The following is a 15,902-nucleotide window of genomic DNA, read 5'->3' as shown; positions in this document are numbered from 1 at the left end:
GGTCGGTTTTTGGTTGCTCGCGCAGTTCCCCGCGCCCCTTACGGGGCCCGGCCGCGGCGCCGCCCAAGGGGCGCGAGGAACGGCGCGACCAGCCCCCACCGGGCCCGCAAAGACCCCCGCACCCGCACACGCAGACGCGACTGCCTGCGGCGGCAAGGACAGCGAGTGCGGGCCCGCAGAGACCCCGCCCCACCCCGGGAGGGCCTCAGCTTTTTTCGAAGCGGAAACCCACACCCCGTACCGTCGCGATGTACCGAGGATTCGCCGCGTCATCGCCCAGCTTCTTGCGCAGCCAGGAAATGTGCATGTCGAGGGTCTTGGTCGACGACCACCACGTCGTGTCCCAGACCTCCCGCATCAGCTGGTCACGGGTGACCACCCGCCCCGCGTCCCGGACCAGGACCCGCAGCAGGTCGAACTCCTTCGCGGTGAGCTGCAGCTCCTCGTCGCCCATCCACGCCCGGTGCGACTCCACGTCGATCCGTACGCCGTGCGTCGCGGGCGCCTCCTTCGGCTCGGTGGAGCCGCGCCGAAGCAGCGCCCGCACCCGGGCGAGCAGCTCGGCGAGGCGGAAGGGCTTGGTCACGTAGTCGTCGGCGCCCGCGTCCAGGCCGACGACGGTGTCCACCTCGTCGGCGCGCGCGGTCAGGATGAGGATCGGCACCGTGAGCCCGTCGGCCCGCAGTCGGCGGGCCACCTCCAGGCCGTCCATGCCGGGCAGCCCCAGATCGAGCACGACAAGATCGACACCACCCTGCAGCCCGGCGTCGAGAGCGGTCGGGCCGTCCTCACGCACTTCGACCTCGTAACCCTCCCTGCGCAGGGCGCGGGCCAGCGGCTCCGAGATGGACGCGTCGTCCTCGGCGAGCAGTACACGGGTCATGGAGTGATGGTAGTCCGCACTGGACAACGGTCGTGAGGCGATCGCACAGTGGAGAGCCGTGCCTGCGCCTGTGGGGCGCAATTCTGTGAAACACCTTTGAATGTGTGCTGTTGGTTGCAGCGACACCTGTGATCCATGTCTCAAGTCCTTCCATATGCCTCCCTGCGGTGTCGTATGGTGACCCAACGCCTGATGCACTACTCAAGGACCTTTGGCCCGCTGTGCGCGCCTTAGGTCTCTTTTATGTGCGGGCCGGCTCCGGCCAGCCTTGAAAGGAATGACCTGTGGTCGGGCCCTGAGCGCGAGGATGCGCCAGGGTGTGGATCCCGGAGTCGCCGTCCCTCGCCCCCTTCTCACGGGGGCGAATCTCCCCTGGGCGTGGGGTTGGACGCCGCGACAACGGTGCCGACCGCCCCCCACCGGGCGCGCACACGCTCCTGCCAGCGCGTCCCGAACCCACGAGGATCGACCATGGCGTCCAGCCTGACGAAGGACTCCGCCAGTACCCCTGGCACCGAGAAGACCTTCTTCGGCCACCCCCGCGGACTGGCCACACTCTTCATGACCGAAATGTGGGAGCGCTACAGCTTCTACGGCATGAAGGCACTGCTCCCGCTGTACCTGATCGCCCCCGGCGGCATGAACATGAGCGCCACGACGGCGACGGCGATCTACTCCGTCTACATGTCGATGGTCTACCTGCTCGCCATGCCCGGCGGCTGGATGGCCGACCGCTTCTGGGGACCGCGCAAGACGGTCATCATCGGTGCCTCCGTCGTCATCCTCGGCCACATCACGCTCGCGCTGCCGAGCTCGGCCTCCTTCTTCGTCGGCCTCGCGCTCGTCGCGCTCGGTTCCGGCCTGCTGAAGGCGAACATCTCCGTGATGGTCGGCCACCTCTACAACGGTCCGCAGGACCCGCGCCGTGACGGTGGCTTCACGCTCTTCTACATCGGCATCAACCTCGGCGCCTTCCTCGCCCCGCTGTCCATCGGCACGGTCGGCGAGAACGTGAACTGGCACTTCGGCTTCGCGCTCGCCGCGGTCGGCATGGCCCTGGGCCTCGCCCAGTTCATGCTCGGCTCGCGCCACCTGAGCGAGCAGAGCAGCGTCGTCTCGCAGCCCGCGACGCCCGAGCAGCGCCGCTCCGCGCTGCGCACCGGCCTGATCTGGCTGATCGTCGCCGCCGCGCTCTACACGCTGATGGGCGTCACCGGCAACTTCGCCGACTGGGCGCTGATGCCGCTGATCATCGCCGGGCTGATCATCCCGATCGCCGTCCTGGCCCGCATGAAGCGCGACAAGGACCTCTCGCAGCTGGAGCAGTCCAAGCTGTCGGGCTACATCTGGTTCTTCGTGGTCGCCGCCGTCTTCTGGATGATCTACGACCAGAACGGCTCGACCCTGTCGATCTTCGGCAAGGGCTCGACGACGAACAACCTGCTCGGGTTCGACTTCCCGACCTCCTGGTACCAGTCGCTGAACCCGATCTTCATCATGGCGCTCGCCCCCGTGGTCGCCTCGGCGTGGCTGTGGCTGAACAAGCGGGGCAAGGAGCCGAGCACGGCCGTCAAGTTCGCCTCCAGCCTGACGCTGATCGGCATCTCCTTCGCCGTCTTCCTCATCCCGCTGATCGACACCGCCAACAACGGCGGCCGGGTCAGCCCGATGTGGCTGGTCGCGATCTACTTCATCCAGACCGTCGGCGAGCTCTGCCTCTCCCCGGTCGGCCTCTCGCTCACCACGAAGATGGCCCCGGAGAAGTACAGCGCGCAGATGATGGGTGTCTGGTTCCTCGCGGTCACCGCGGGCGACTCCGTGACGGGTCTGCTGACCTCGCCGCAGCTCGGCGTCGACCTGAACAATTCCGGCGCCGTCGCCGTCGAGGCGATCCTCGCGGTCATCGCGGGCTTCGGAATCTGGACGTCCCGCAAGAAGGTCAAGACGCTGATGGGTTCGGTCAACTGACCTTTCCCTTCCCGGCGCGGTAAAGGGCCGCCGGCTCCCTGTGGAGCCGGCGGCCCTTTGCGTACTACTCGGATCATGCGAACAGAGGAACGTTTGACCACTCGCGGCGGTGGTGCCGAGCGTTTCTGCGGATGCGGGGGCGCCCGGCCGTGGAGCATCTGGCCATGCGCCGTACGTTGCTCATCCTGGCCCTCTGCGGGGCGCTGCTCTCGTCCAGTGCCGCGGCCGAGGCGGCCCCCGAGCCGCCCTCCGGGACGGTGTACCGGTACGGGGGCCACCCCCGTCAGAACATCACCGTGTACGGCGACACGGGCCCCTCGCTGGTCGTCCTGCACGGCGGCTACTGGTCCAGGGACACCGACTGGAGCGGCTGGGCCCGGTGGTTCGCGGCGCGCGGCTTCACCGTGTACGACACCGACTACCGGCTGACGTCGGACGCGGTCTGGCCCGCCCAGCGCGACGACGTCCTGGCGGCGCTGAGCTGGGTGCGGCGCCGGGGCGGCACGCTGCCGCTGGTGCTCGGGTCGTCGGCGGGCGGGCACCTCGCCCTGCAGGCGGGGGCGTACGGGGCGGGGCGGGCGCGGGTACGGGGGGTCGTCGCGCTGTCCCCCGTGGTGTCCCCGTACCGCGCCTGGAAGGACGGCGCGAAGCGGGGGGCCTCCGCCGAGCGGCGGGAGCTGCGGCGGGCCGCCGAGCGGCTTGCGGGGTGCGTGCCGGGGCGGGCGCGCGGGTGCCTGCACCGGTGGGACGACCTGGGCGTCACGTCCCACGCCTCCGGCCCGGACGACGCGCCGCTGCTGCTCATCCACTCGGCCCGGGACTTCGTGCCGCGGGCCCACTCGGTCGAGCTCGCGGGCGCGGAGCGGGGGGCGGGCCTCACGGACGTCACGCTCCACACGGAACCCGGCTCCGCGCACGGAGGCCCCCTCCTCAGGGCGCCGGGCACGTCCCGCTCCGTCCTCCGGTGGCTGCGCGCCCACGGGTGAGCGGCCCGTCGCCGGGCGCGGGCGGTTCCGACCCGCCCGCGCAGGGGGCGCGAGGAACGGCGCGACCAGCCACACACGGCCTGAAGCGGCCAACCAGCCGAACCCCGCAGACCCAACCGCCCCAACGGCCCGACGGCGAGCGCAGGCCACCTTCGGTTGCGCGCGCAGTTCCCCGCGCCCCTAACGGGGCACACCACGCCCACCCCCACCAGGGGCGCGAGGAACGGCGCGACCAGCCACACACGGCCTGAAAGCGGCCAACCAGCCGAACCCCGCACACCCAACTGCCCCGACAGCCCGTCGACGGGTGCAGACCGCCTTCGGTTGCGCGCGCAGTTCCCCGCGCCCCTAACGGGGCACACCACGCCCACCCCCCAAGGGGCGCGAGGAACGGCGCGACCAGCCACACACACCCCGCAGCGGCCAACCAGCCGAACCCCGCACACGCCCCCGCTAGCGGAGGCCCCCTCTGTGCCTGGGGAGGAAGGTGAATACCGCGCCCCCGAGGAGAATCACCGTGCCGGCGACCAGCCCGAGCGCCCGCAGCGCGCCATCGTGCTCCGCGCCGGTCTCGGCCAGGCCGCCCCCGGACGCCGAGCCCGAGCCACCGGCGGACGTGGAGCCACCCGACCCCGACCCCGACCCCGACCCGCCGCCGGAACCGGACGCTCCGCCGGGCTGCGCGGCCGTGTCCAGTTCGAGGGAGACGTCGCTCTTGGTCGGCGTGCACGTCGTGGTCGTGCCGAGTGCCTTGACCGTGAGGACCCCCGGCGAGAGCGTCGACTTGCCGTCGGCGCCCGGCTTGTAGGACCCGGTCAGGTCGGGGATCGTCATCGGGTCACCGGACTTGATGGGCCCCTTGTTGGTCGGCCCCTCGACATGCACCGTGCCCTTGTCCGCGCCCCCCAGCACGACCTCCATCGACGGCTTCACGGAGTCCGCGGGGATGTCGGCCGGGCTGTCCATCACGGACTTCTTGAACTGCACGGTCAGGCCGTAACTCCCGCCGTCCTTCTTGGCGTTGATCTGCACCGGCGAGGTCGCGTCCTTGTCACCGATCGGCGTCTTGCACTTGTACGGCGTCCGGACCTCCTTGCCGGGGAAGTCGGTCTGCCCGTCGCCACCGCCGGAAGAGCCACCCGCAGATCCAGCCGTCGAGCCTCCGGAGGAGCCACCCGTCGAGCCGCCCCCCGTACCCCCCGTACCGCCCGAACTACCGCCCCCCGCCGTCACCTTGATCGTCGCGCCCGCCTTCACCTGCTCCTCGGGCTTGCACTTGGTGTCGGTCGAGATCGGCTTGCTGACGTTGATGTCGTACGCGTCCGGCGTGAGCGTCACCTCACCCGCCGCGGTCAGTTTCAGCTTGCCCTTCATGTCGGAAAGGATCATGGGACTGTTCTTCTTGATGGGCGGGTTCTTGCGCTCGCCCTCCACCTTGAGGTCCCCGGTCTGGCCACCGGCCAGCTTGACCGTGCCGGTCGGCTTCACCGTGTCCGCGTCCAGGTCGAGGACGTCGGGGTTGCTGGACGCGGCCTGCGTCGTCTTCCACACGACGTCGACCTCGTCGCCGACCTTCGCCGTGGCCGGCGCGGTGATCTCCACCTTGCTCGTGCCGTGCACGGGCGGCAGCCCGGAGATCGACGGGGGGATGCATTCGGTCTTGTAGGCGACTTCGGCGGCCCGTGCGGGCCCTGCAGCCAGCAGGGTGCCTGCTCCGCCCAGCAGGAGCGCGACCGAGGCCGCGCCCGCTCTCCGTCGATGCGTGATCACGTGTTTCCCTTCGTCGGACTGTTGTCGGACGGTGCGGAGAGCCGGCCCGCGGGTGCGCCGGGGTCTGTGTCGGGGGTGAACCAGGGCAACGCGGTCGTCGGCTCCCCCGCGCCGGGACCGCCCGTACCGGAGCCGACGGCACCGGGGCCGCCGCTCGCTCCGGGTCCCCCTAGGGGCTTCGTACGCGCCGTCGGGGCCGCATGGGACGCGCGCGGGGCGCGCGCCCGCCGGTCCGCCTCCACCGCCCCCTGCGGGAGCCTCAACCGGGGCAGGCGCCGCGCGAGTTCGGCGAGGCGCCCGGTCCGGTGGCGCCCGGCGCGCGAGACCCGGCGCCGGTGCGGGCGGAGCCGGTCGACGATCACCATGCCGACGCGGAAGACGGCCGCGGGCACCACGACGCAGAGCAGGATCCAGAAGACGGTCACGCCCCAGGGACGGCCCACGCCCCACGGCTGCTCGGCCAGGACCTTCCCGCCGAACTTCAGCGAGACCAGGTAGTCGCCGTGCGCGCCCGCCGAGAGCTCCACCGGCAGTCTGATCCGCGCCTTCTTGCCGGGCGCGATCGTGCCGCGCCACTGCTGCTCCTCCCACTGCGGGGCGAACACGCCGTGAGAGGTGCCGAGTTGGAAGACCGGGTCCTTGACGGGCGCGGTGCCGACGTTGCCGACGGTGAATTCCAGCTTGCGCTGCGGCGGGGCGCCGAACCAGGTCAGGACCCCGCTGGAGCCTTCGAGGCCGGTGTCCGTGAGGACGGTGAGCCGGCCGCCGCCGGCCTGCTCGGGCAGCGCCTTCACGGGGTGGCCCGCGACCTTGAGCACCGCGTCGACCTGCTGCTTCTCACCGGTCACCGTGGCGACGTGGACGACGCAGGGGCAGGGCACGGGCGGCTCCGCCACGGGGAGCTTCCTGCTGAAGGCGCCGCCCTTGCCGGTGGTGACGGCCCGGCCGTCGGAGTTGGCGCAGGAGTTGGTGCCGCCGACGACGCCCTTGCCGGGCTCCGACCGGCCGCAGACGAGCATCATCAGGAGGGCCTCGGGCCGCCATCCCGAACCCTTGACGGTGACGGATCCGCCCTTGCCCGCCTGGGACGCCGAGAGCTTGACGGTGGGCTTGTCGTCGGCGGCGGCATGGGCGGCGGCGGGGACGTTCGACAGAAGCGCGAAGCCGAGCACGGACAGCGTGGCCGCGACGGCAAGCAGGGCCCGCGCGGGTAGGGCACTCCGTACCCGTACGGGCAGGACACGCCGTACCCGTACGGGCAGGACACGCCGCACGCGTACGAGCAGGGCATCCCCTACCCGTACGGGCAGCACGGCCAGTACGGGCCTCGCACCCCGCACCACGCGCCCCGCACCGGTCGCCGTCGCCGTCGCCGTCGCCGGGCCGGACCTGTTCTTCCCGTTCACCGTTCCTCCCCCGTCCCCGCTCGGGCCAACTCCCTTGCGTCGTACGCGTCCTGCCCCTGCCCACCCGCCGGTTCCGACTCCTCCGGGTGCCGTCTCCGTCTGCGGAGGCGCAGGAGGGCGACCGCCCCGCCCACCGCGGCGAGCAGCAGCGCGCCCCCGCCCGCCACCGCGCCCCACGGCACGAGGCGGGCCGAGGCCTTCGCGCTGTCGCGGGCGTCCCCCGCCGCCGTGGCCGTGAGCTCGACCTCGACCGCGTCGAGCGCGGGTGCGTCCCGCCACGGTTCGGTCAGGGAGACCCGGCGCCCTGGCAGCAGCTCGACCGGCAGCCGGCGGGCGGGGCGGTCGAGAAGGGTGCCGAAGACGCCCTTCGCGTGCACCGCGAGCTTCGGCGTCAGCACGGTGTTGCCGCGGTTGACCAGGTCGTACGTGATGCGGCCCGCACCGGCGTCGACCTTGACGCGCTCGACGGTGAGCGCCGAGAGCGTCGGCCCGCCGATCCGCAGCTGCACGCGCACGCCGACCGTGCGGCCGCCGCTGCTCGCGACGATCGCGCCCGGGTGGTCGCCGGGCAGCGCGCCGGTGGGCACGGTCACGGTGAACGGCACCTCGGCGCGGGTCCGCGGCGGGACCTTCACCTGCCGCTTCGCGAAGGTGAGCCACGCCCCGGTCCCCCTCGGCGTGCCCTTGGCCGGGGTGACGGAGACCGCGCCGGAGCCGGTGTTGTCCGCGTCCGCGCCCCGCAGGGAGACCGTGCGGGTCTTCGGGCCGGGGTTGATGACGGACAGGGTGTCCTGGAGCACCGCGCCGGGGGCGCCCTCCGCGTAGAAGGCGGGCCGCCCGTCCTTCGCGGGCCGCGCGCCGCCGCCCGCCGACGGCGCGACGGACCACCGCCCGGAGCCGCCGCCGTCCGCGTGCGCGGGGGCCGCGGCCGCCACCACGAGGGCGGCGGCGCACAGCACGACCCGGGCTGCGGCCCGCACCGAGGACGACATGGGCCGCGTGGGCGGCGTGAGCGGCGTGGGCTGCGTGAGCGGCGTGGACGTCGGCGGCTTGGGCGGCATCGGCGGCTCCTGATCTCCTCGCGTGATCGCGGACTCGCGGGCTCGCGGACTCCCGGGCTCCCGGGCTCCCGGGCTCGCGGACCCGCGCATCACGTGATCGCGCGACCTCGTACTCCCGACCTCGTACTCCCGCGGAACCGCGAACCCGTGGTCCTTCGGCGGGTGCTGCCGGGCCTACCGCGAGCGCGCCGCCTGGTTCCTGCGGGTCAGCCAGAGCGTGCCGGCCGCACCGGCGAGCAGCACCGTGCCGCCGAGGGTGCCGAGCGCGACGGCGGAGTCCGCGGGACCGGTCTGCGGGAGTTCCCCGCCGCCGGACGGGGTGCTGTCCGAGCCGCCGCCCGTGGTTCCGGAACCACCGGTCGCGTCCGAGCCGCCCGACGTGCCGCCCGAGCCCGCGTCGGAGCCGCCGCCGGAGCCCTTGACGTCCAGTTCGAGGGACGGCTTGGGATTGTTGGACGGCGTGCACGTGGTGGTCGTGCCGAGCGCCTTGATCGTGAGCACGCCGGCGGTGAAGGTGACCTTGCCGCTCTTCTTGGGCGTGTACGTTCCCGACAGGTCACTGATCTTGATGGGGGTGTTGGCGGGGATCGCCTCGGAGTTCGGTGCGCCGGATACCGGCACGGTGCCGCTGTCGGCCCCGCCCACCTTGATCACCGCACTTGGCTTCATCGCGCCCTTGCCGAGCTCCACGGGGCTGGAGGAGACGCCCTTCTGGAACGACATGGTCAGCTTGTACGCGCTGCCGCTCTTGACGCTCTTGATGTCGATCGGCGAGACGGCACTCTTGTTCCCGATGGGCGTCTTGCACTGGTAGTTGACGTCCTGGACGGTGGCCTGCGCGGCGGGGGCGGCCATCAGCACCGCTGAACCGCCGGCCAGGGCGGCGGCAAGCGCGAGCGCGGCCGATTTCTTCGTGTGCGACACCTCGTTGTCCCCTCATGCCGGTCTTGGCGTGCCGCGGTGCGGAGTTACCTGTGTTACTGACGGCACATCAGATTGGGCGCTCAAGGTACGCCCGGGACCTTGTCGAGGGAAGACAAAAGACGCGCCGGATCCGTAGTGATCCGGCGCGTGTGCGAACCGCGGGTAACAGCGGCGTGGCGCTCCGCGCTAGGCGGGCGCGCCCAGCTCCGCCCACACCGTCTTGCCCGTGACTCCGGGGGTCCGTACGACACCCCAGTCCAGGCAGAGCCGCTGGACGATGAACATGCCGTGCCCGCCGGGCCGCCCCGCGCGGTGCGGCGTGCGCGGCGCGGGCTGGCCCGTGCCGCGGTCGGTGACCTCGATGCGCAGGACCTTGCCGTCGCTGGAGAGCCAGAGCTCGTCGGGGCCCTCGGCGTGCAGGCAGGCGTTGGTGACGAGCTCGGAGACGACGAGGAGGACGTCCTCGGCGGCAGCGCGCCCTTCGGCGCCCTCCGCGGGCAGCCAGCCCCAGGCATGGAGCGCCTCGCGGGTGTAGTCCCGGGCGAGCGGGACGATGCCGCTCGCGCCGTTCAGGCTCAGCCTGCGGACCTGCCGCCCCGCAGGCGTTCCGGAGACCCGGTCCGCAGGAGCGTCCGCGACTGCGGCCTCGGACTCCGGGCCGCGGTCGCCCGGCGAGCAAGGCCGGGTGGTGCTCATCAGCGCTTCACCTCACCGACAAGAGGACTGAGGACTCTGGACACGTAGAGAACTCGGGGCGAGTAGGGGACATCGGCTGCTTGCCGTTCTGACTGTTGACTTGAGGTCCGTTGTCGACGGATCCAGGTCTCTCCTGCCCGGACGAACCGTGAGAACACCCACTTGTTCGCCCCGGTCCCTGTGACGCTGGTAACGCCTTGATCACGCAGAGACAACTGACGCGTAACTTTCGCGTGTGGCCTTCACGGACTCATTCACCGAGGGCCTCCGCGAGCGTTTCGTGGAGGGTGAAGACGGCCTCCGCGCCGGTGATCTCGAAGACCCTGGCCACCACCGGAAGCATCCCCGCCAGGTGCACACCGCCGCCCGCGGCCTCGGCCTTGAGCCGGGCCCCGAGGAGCACGTTGAGTCCGGTGGAATCACAGAACTCCAGGCGCGAGCAGTCGACGACCAGTCGTGCGTAGCCCTCTTCCAGGCACTTTTCGAGTGGGTCGCGCAACACATCGGCGGTGTGGTGATCCAACTCACCCGCCGGGGTGACCACGGCACTCGTACCCGTCTTTCGCACTTCGACCAGAAGCCGGCCCCTGTGCGCGCTGCCGACCGTCCCGCGGTCCATCGTCACTCTCTTCCGACCGTCGTGGCTGTTGATGACGCCCCTGAACATTACGCCCTCCCTGCGCTCCGGGGTACCCGAACATCCCCCCGAATTCGGACATTTCGCCGCAGAACGCACTTGCGACTGACGCGCGGAAGCGGGTAGGGGTAGTAGAGACAGCAATCGACACGGACGGCTTCGGAGGCGCCGCACACCGCAGTGCACGTATTGGCATCGGCAGCCATATGCCGAGAACGATGGAGGACACCATGTCACCCCGGCTCGACGAATCGCATACTGACCAGGCGTCGTCGACACTCCCGCCGCACCACTCCGCAACCGCGATCCCGGGTCCTGCCCACGAGCCCCTGCCGGCTTCGGACCCCGTGGACGAGCTCAACGCCCTTCCCGAGCTCCCGGAGATCCCGCCGTACGACGAGGTGGGGCCGCTGGACGCGCGGGCCCTGTCCAAGACCCTCTTCGAGCGCTTCGAGTCGCTCGAGGAAGGCACCCACGAATACGCGTATGTCCGCAACACCCTGGTCGAACTCAACCTCGCCCTGGTGAAGTTCGCGGCCTCCCGGTTCCGCTCCCGCAGCGAGCCGATGGAGGACATCATCCAGGTCGGCACGATCGGCCTCATCAAGGCGATCGACCGTTTCGAGCTCAGCCGCGGTGTGGAATTCCCCACCTTCGCGATGCCGACGATCGTCGGCGAGATCAAGCGCTTCTTCCGTGACACGAGCTGGTCGGTGCGCGTACCGCGCCGCCTCCAGGAACTCCGGCTGGACCTCGCCAAGGCGGGCGACGAACTCGCCCAGCAGTTCGATCGCGCCCCCACGGTGGGCGAGCTCGCCGAGCGCCTGGGCATCTCCAACGACGAGGTCGTCGAAGGGATGGCCGCGTCCAACGCCTATACGGCGAGCTCCCTGGACGCGCAGCCCGAGGAGGACGACTCCGAAGGCGCGCTGGCGGACCGCATCGGCTACGAGGACCACGGCCTCGAAGGCATCGAGTACGTCGAGTCGCTGAAGCCGCTGATCGCCGAACTCCCGCCGCGCGACCGGAAGATCCTCTCCCTCCGCTTCGTCGCCAACATGACGCAGTCGGAGATCGGTGAGGAGCTCGGCATCTCCCAGATGCACGTCTCCCGCCTGCTCTCGCGCACCCTCGTCAAGCTCCGCAAGGGGCTGACGGTCGAGGAGTGAGGCGCCGCCGCGCCACACCGCGTACGAGCACTGCGCATGAACGGCCTCGTGGGGCCCGCCTGTTGAAAAGGGCGGGCCCCACAGTCATTCCCCTGCCCGACCGCGGCACCCCTACACCCCGCGGCCGTCACGCCCCGCCGTCGAGCGCGGCGGCGGGTCGTCAGCGCGTCGGCGGCTTGACCCAGCCCTTTCGGACCAGCTGGTCGCAGTGCCACTTGCCCTGGGCCGGGCTCTCGCCCTTGTCCGCGGTCGCCTTGAGGCAGGACGCGTAGGGGAAGGGGGGTCCCTGGTGGGGGGCTGCGGGGGCGGCCTGGGCGGTCGCGGCCGACAGGCCGAGTCCGCCGGCGGCCACCGCGAGGGCCAGGACCGTACTCGTTCGACGCACAGAGTTCTCCTCTTCTCGCGCCGGAGCGGAACGCTCCGGCAATCGCTCAACGGATCACTCAACGAGAGAGGCCCTCAGCGGGAAATCACCCATCCGCTGTAACTCGCGCGCCTCCACGCCACACCTCGCCGACCAACGGCACCCCCGGCCGGTACGCCAGGTGGACGTGGCTCGGGGCGTCGAGGAGGGCCAGGTCCGCGCGGGCGCCCTCGCGGACCACGCCGACGTCGGTGCGGCGCAGGGCCGCCGCGCCGCCCGCCGTGGCGGACCAGATCGCCTCGTCGGGGGTCATGCCCATGTCCCGTACGGCCAGGGCGATGCAGAAGGGGACGGACGACGTGAAGGACGAGCCGGGGTTGCAGTCCGTGGAGAGGGCCACCGTCGCGCCCGCGTCCAGGAGGCGGCGGGCGTTCGGCCACTGCGCGCGGGTGGAGAATTCCGCGCCGGGCAGGAGCGTCGCCACCGTGGAGCTGTTCGCGAGGGCGTCGACGTCCGCGTCCGTGAGGTGCGTGCAGTGGTCCGCCGATGCCGCGTCCAGTTCCACCGCCAGTTGGACTCCGGGACCGTACGACAGCTGGTTCGCGTGGATGCGGGGGTGCAGGCCCTTCGCCTTGCCCGCCGTCAGGATCGCGCGGGCCTGGTCGCCGTCGAACGCGCCCTTCTCGCAGAAGACGTCGATCCAGCGGGCGTGGGGCGCGCAGGCGTCCAGCATCTCGCCGGTGACCAGGTCGACGTAGGCCGCCGGGTCCTCCGCGTGGTCCGGGGAGACGATGTGCGCGCCGAGGAACGTGACCTCGTCGGTGTGCTTCGCCGCGATGCGCAGGGCGCGCGCCTCGTCCTCGGTGGTGAGGCCGTAGCCCGACTTCGTCTCGAACGTGGTGGTGCCCTGGCGCAGGGCCTCCGCGAGGTAGCGGGTGAGGTTCGCTTCGAGCGCGGCGTCGGAGGCCGCGCGGGTCGCCGCCACCGTCGTACGGATGCCGCCCGCCGAGTACGCGCGGCCCGACATGCGGGCGTTGAACTCCTGGGTGCGGTCGCCCGCGAAGACGAGGTGGCTGTGGGAGTCCACGAAGCCGGGGATCGCGGCACGGCCGTGCGCGTCGTGCGTCTCGTCCGCGGCGGGGGCCTTGGCGGCCGGGCCCACCCAGGCGATCTTCTCGCCGTCCAGGACGACGGCCGCATCCGTGAGGAGGCCGATGGGGGTGCCGTCCCCCTGCGCGGGGTCGTTGGTGACGAGGCTGGCGATGTTGGTGATGAGGGTGGTGGTCATGGGGTCCTCCGCGGGTCGGTGGGGGCGGGCGTCGTGCCTCCGGCGGTTCTCTCCCCGATCCCGCCCCTTCCCGGAAACCTCGGCTCCGCCGAGCACGTCGCACTGTCGGTCACCGGCTCCGCCGAGTTCGTCCTCGAACGCCGGACGGGCTGGTGGTTTTGCGGGAAGGGGCCGGATCGGGGCACGGTTCAGTCCTTCAGCGCCGCGATCGCCTCCGTCAGCGCCGACGGGACGTCGGGGACCAGCTCGTGCGCACCGTCCCGTACGACATGCCGGCCCCCCACCACCGTGTGCCGGACATCCGCCGCCGTCGCCGCGAACACCGCCGTCTCGGCGGCGAGGCGGGGCACGGGGCCCGCCGTGCGGACCGAGTCGAGGGCGACCGTGGTGAGGTCGGCGAGCGCGCCCGGCTCGATGACGCCCGCGTCCGGCCAGCCGAGCGCCGCGTGTCCGTCCGTCGTCGCCGCGCGCAGCAGCGCCGCCGCCGTCCAGTGGCCGCGCGTGTGGGAACGCAGGCGTTCGTTCAGCTCCATCGCGCGCGCCTCCTCCAGGATGTCGATCACCGCGTGGCTGTCGCTGCCCAGGGAGAGCGGGCTGCCCGCGCGCTGGAGGGCGACCGCGGGGCCGATGCCGTCCGCCAGGTCGCGTTCCGTCGTGGGGCACATGCACGTGCCGGTGGAGGAGCCGCCGAGCAGCGCGATGTCCTCGTCCGTGAGGTGCGTGTTGTGGACGCCGGTCGTGCGCTCACCCAGCACGCCGTGGTCGGCGAGCAGGCGCGTCGGCGTGCGGCCGTGCACCGCGCGGCACGCGTCGTTCTCCGCCGTCTGCTCGGAGAGGTGGACGTGGAGGGGGGCCCGGCGGTCCGCCGCCCACTGCGCCACCGTGCCCAACTGCCGTGCCGGGACCGCCCGTACGGAGTGGATGGCCGCGCCGATCCGGGCGTGCGGGCGCTCCTTGAGGGCCGCGGCCCGCTCCGCCCACGCCTGCGTCGTGCCGTCGGAGAAGCGCAGCTGGTGGCGGTCGGGCGCCTTGCCGCGCTCCTCGCTCAGCAGGCCGGATGCCACGTACGCCGTGTCGAGGAGGGTGATGCGCACGCCCGCGTCGGCCGCGGCCTGGATGAGCGCCTCGCCCATCGCGTTGGGGTCCGCGTACGGGATGCCGCCCGGCCCGTGGTGGAGGTAGTGGAACTCCCCCACCGTCGTGATGCCGGCCAGCGCCATCTCCGCGTACACCGCGCGGGCCAGCGCGTGGTACGTCTCCGGCGTCAGGCGGTCGGCCACCGCGTACATGACCTCGCGCCACGTCCAGAACGTGCCGGAGCCGACCTGGACGGTGCCGCGCAGGGCCCGGTGGAAGGCGTGACTGTGGGCGTTGGCGAGGCCGGGGAGCGTCAGGCCGCGCAGCACCCGCGCGCCGGGCGGCGGGGCCCCGACACCGTCACGGACCGCCGTGATCCGGTCGCCGGTGACCTCCACCGCCACGCCCGGCTCGACATGTGTGCCGAGCCAGGCGTGCTCCAGCCAGTACGTGTCCGTCCGCTCGGTCGTCACCTGCACGCCAGCCCTTCCAGTACGTCGGCCAGTGCGGTCACCCCGGCCAGGCAGTCGTCCTCGGCGGCGAATTCGGCCGGGGAGTGCGAGACGCCCGTGGGGTTCCGTACGAACAGCATGGCGGTGGGGATCGAGCCGGACAAAATACCCGCGTCGTGTCCGGCGCCGGTGCCGAGGACGGGGAGCGGCCGGTCCGTGCCCGCGCCCAGGATCGCGCCCAGCTCGTCGCGGAGCGCGTCCTCGAACTCGACCACCGGCGTGAAGGACTCCCGTACGACGTCGAGGTCGATGCCGTGCCGGTCGGCGTACTCCCGGGCCGCCTTCTCGATGCCCGTCACGACCGTGTCGAGGGTGGCCTGGTCGGCCGCCCGCGAGTCCAGCCAGCCGCGGACGAGGGACGGGATCGCGTTGACGCCGTTCGGCTCGACGGAGATCTTGCCGAACGTGGCCACTGCGCCCGCGAGTTCGGCCTCGCGGCGGGCGGCGAGGACCGTCTCCGCGTACGACAGCATCGGGTCGCGGCGGTCGACGAGCCGGGTCGTGCCCGCGTGGTTGGCCTCGCCCCGGAAGTCGAAGCGCCAGCGCCCGTGCGGCCAGATGGCGGACGCGATGCCCACCGCGTCGCCGGTCAGGTCCAGGGCCCGGCCCTGCTCGACGTGCAGCTCCACGAACGCGCCGATGCGGGCGAGGCGCTCGGGGTCGGGGCCGATCCCGTACGGGTCGTACCCGGCCGCCTCCATCGCCTGGGGCAGCGTCACGCCGTCGCCGTCCCGCAGCCGGTGCGCGGCCTCGACGGTGAGCTGTCCCGCGGTGAGCCGGGAGCCGACGCAGGCCAGTCCGAAGCGGGCGCCCTCCTCGTCGCCGAAGTTGACGATGGCGAGGGGGCGGGTGAACTCCACACCCCTGGCGCGGAGTTCGTCGAGCGCGGCGAAGGAGGAGACGACGCCGAGGGGGCCGTCGAAGGCGCCGCCGTCGGGCACGGAGTCCAGGTGGGAGCCGGTGACGACGGCGTCCCCTTGGCTCGGGTCGCCGTGCCAGGCCCACTGGTTGCCGTTGCGGTCCAGTTCGTAGGTGAGGCCGCGGGACTCCGCCTGCGCCTTGAACCAGGTGCGGCAGTCGGCGTCGGCGCCTGTCCAGGCGTAGCGGCGGTAGCCGCGGGTGCCGGCGTCCCTGCCGATGGGCTCGAGGTCGCGCCACATC

Annotated in this window: 14 protein-coding genes; 3 read left to right on the top strand and 11 right to left on the bottom strand. The window is 72.1% G+C overall.

All coding sequences use genetic code 11. The features are described from left to right. Window positions 1–205: 205 nt before the first annotated feature. Complete coding sequence (locus ACZ69I_RS36375) at window positions 206–883, bottom strand: response regulator transcription factor (protein WP_384263922.1); 678 nt, start codon at window positions 881–883, stop codon at window positions 206–208. Between the two features lie 471 nt (window positions 884–1,354). Here ACZ69I_RS36375 and ACZ69I_RS36370 point away from each other — a divergent pair, with 471 nt between their 5' ends. Both ACZ69I_RS36370 and ACZ69I_RS36365 read left to right on the top strand, forming a co-directional pair. After that, window positions 1,355–2,851 carry a peptide MFS transporter gene (locus tag ACZ69I_RS36370; protein WP_467672134.1) on the top strand — a complete coding sequence of 499 codons (1,497 nt, stop codon included), beginning with the start codon at window positions 1,355–1,357 and terminating at the stop codon, window positions 2,849–2,851. 164 nt (window positions 2,852–3,015) lie between these two features. Beyond that, window positions 3,016–3,837: an alpha/beta hydrolase gene (locus tag ACZ69I_RS36365; protein WP_470836769.1), complete on the top strand. Its 822-nt coding sequence runs from the start codon at window positions 3,016–3,018 to the stop codon at window positions 3,835–3,837. A 453-nt stretch (window positions 3,838–4,290) separates the two neighbouring features. Here ACZ69I_RS36365 and ACZ69I_RS36360 read toward each other — a convergent pair whose 3' ends face one another. The 6 genes from ACZ69I_RS36360 to ACZ69I_RS36335 all read right to left on the bottom strand — a co-directional run bounded on the left by ACZ69I_RS36360 (window position 4,291) and on the right by ACZ69I_RS36335 (window position 10,313). Continuing rightward, window positions 4,291–5,604, bottom strand: coding sequence for a hypothetical protein (locus ACZ69I_RS36360; protein WP_470836815.1), 1,314 nt, complete (start codon window positions 5,602–5,604; stop codon window positions 4,291–4,293). Then, window positions 5,604–6,845 (bottom strand): hypothetical protein, encoded by a 1,242-nt coding sequence (locus ACZ69I_RS36355; protein WP_470836814.1) that lies wholly within the window; start codon window positions 6,843–6,845, stop codon window positions 5,604–5,606. Before ACZ69I_RS36355 ends, ACZ69I_RS36360 begins: the two co-directional genes overlap by 1 nt. A gap of 164 nt (window positions 6,846–7,009) precedes the next feature. Then, window positions 7,010–8,074: a COG1470 family protein gene (locus ACZ69I_RS36350; RefSeq protein WP_470836767.1), complete on the bottom strand. Its 1,065-nt coding sequence runs from the start codon at window positions 8,072–8,074 to the stop codon at window positions 7,010–7,012. Window positions 8,075–8,248: 174 nt separating this feature from the next. After that, window positions 8,249–8,998 carry an LPXTG cell wall anchor domain-containing protein gene (locus ACZ69I_RS36345; RefSeq protein WP_470836766.1) on the bottom strand — a complete coding sequence of 250 codons (750 nt, stop codon included), beginning with the start codon at window positions 8,996–8,998 and terminating at the stop codon, window positions 8,249–8,251. A gap of 186 nt (window positions 8,999–9,184) precedes the next feature. Beyond that, window positions 9,185–9,694 (bottom strand): ATP-binding protein, encoded by a 510-nt coding sequence (locus tag ACZ69I_RS36340; protein ID WP_467672142.1) that lies wholly within the window; start codon window positions 9,692–9,694, stop codon window positions 9,185–9,187. A gap of 250 nt (window positions 9,695–9,944) precedes the next feature. Beyond that, window positions 9,945–10,313, bottom strand: coding sequence for an STAS domain-containing protein (locus ACZ69I_RS36335; protein WP_467672144.1), 369 nt, complete (start codon window positions 10,311–10,313; stop codon window positions 9,945–9,947). 236 nt (window positions 10,314–10,549) lie between these two features. Here ACZ69I_RS36335 and ACZ69I_RS36330 point away from each other — a divergent pair, with 236 nt between their 5' ends. Next, window positions 10,550–11,500: an RNA polymerase sigma factor SigF gene (locus tag ACZ69I_RS36330; protein WP_470836765.1), complete on the top strand. Its 951-nt coding sequence runs from the start codon at window positions 10,550–10,552 to the stop codon at window positions 11,498–11,500. 160 nt (window positions 11,501–11,660) lie between these two features. Here the strand turns inward: ACZ69I_RS36330 and ACZ69I_RS36325 are convergent, their stop codons facing one another. From ACZ69I_RS36325 to ACZ69I_RS36310, 4 genes are all read right to left on the bottom strand, one after another. Continuing rightward, window positions 11,661–11,885: a hypothetical protein gene (locus tag ACZ69I_RS36325; protein WP_467672148.1), complete on the bottom strand. Its 225-nt coding sequence runs from the start codon at window positions 11,883–11,885 to the stop codon at window positions 11,661–11,663. A gap of 85 nt (window positions 11,886–11,970) precedes the next feature. After that, window positions 11,971–13,152 carry an imidazolonepropionase gene (hutI, locus tag ACZ69I_RS36320; protein ID WP_467672150.1) on the bottom strand — a complete coding sequence of 394 codons (1,182 nt, stop codon included), beginning with the start codon at window positions 13,150–13,152 and terminating at the stop codon, window positions 11,971–11,973. Window positions 13,153–13,340: 188 nt separating this feature from the next. Then, complete coding sequence (locus tag ACZ69I_RS36315; protein WP_470836764.1) at window positions 13,341–14,708, bottom strand: formimidoylglutamate deiminase; 1,368 nt, start codon at window positions 14,706–14,708, stop codon at window positions 13,341–13,343. After that, on the bottom strand, window positions 14,699–15,901 hold the full coding sequence (locus tag ACZ69I_RS36310) for an allantoate amidohydrolase (RefSeq protein ID WP_470836813.1): 1,203 nt from the start codon (window positions 15,899–15,901) through the stop codon (window positions 14,699–14,701). The genes ACZ69I_RS36315 and ACZ69I_RS36310 overlap by 10 nt, the downstream gene beginning before the upstream one ends. Window position 15,902 lies beyond the last annotated feature (1 nt).

The organism is Streptomyces sp. NPDC036815 (assembly GCF_055609205.1).
The sequence above is the reverse complement of the archived record's forward strand: the minus strand, read 5'-3'. Positions and strand labels throughout refer to the sequence as shown.

Coding starts and splice junctions, on each gene's coding strand:
- ACZ69I_RS36375 (WP_384263922.1), bottom strand. CDS start 883: ATGACCCGTGTACTGCTCGCCGAGGACGACGCGTCCATCTCGGAGCCG.
- ACZ69I_RS36370 (WP_467672134.1), top strand. CDS start 1,355: ATGGCGTCCAGCCTGACGAAGGACTCCGCCAGTACCCCTGGCACCGAG.
- ACZ69I_RS36365 (WP_470836769.1), top strand. CDS start 3,016: ATGCGCCGTACGTTGCTCATCCTGGCCCTCTGCGGGGCGCTGCTCTCG.
- ACZ69I_RS36350 (WP_470836767.1), bottom strand. CDS start 8,074: ATGCCGCCCAAGCCGCCGACGTCCACGCCGCTCACGCAGCCCACGCCG.
- ACZ69I_RS36340 (WP_467672142.1), bottom strand. CDS start 9,694: ATGAGCACCACCCGGCCTTGCTCGCCGGGCGACCGCGGCCCGGAGTCC.
- ACZ69I_RS36335 (WP_467672144.1), bottom strand. CDS start 10,313: ATGGACCGCGGGACGGTCGGCAGCGCGCACAGGGGCCGGCTTCTGGTC.
- ACZ69I_RS36330 (WP_470836765.1), top strand. CDS start 10,550: ATGGAGGACACCATGTCACCCCGGCTCGACGAATCGCATACTGACCAG.
- hutI (WP_467672150.1), bottom strand. CDS start 13,152: ATGACCACCACCCTCATCACCAACATCGCCAGCCTCGTCACCAACGAC.
- ACZ69I_RS36310 (WP_470836813.1), bottom strand. CDS start 15,901: ATGTGGCGCGACCTCGAGCCCATCGGCAGGGACGCCGGCACCCGCGGC.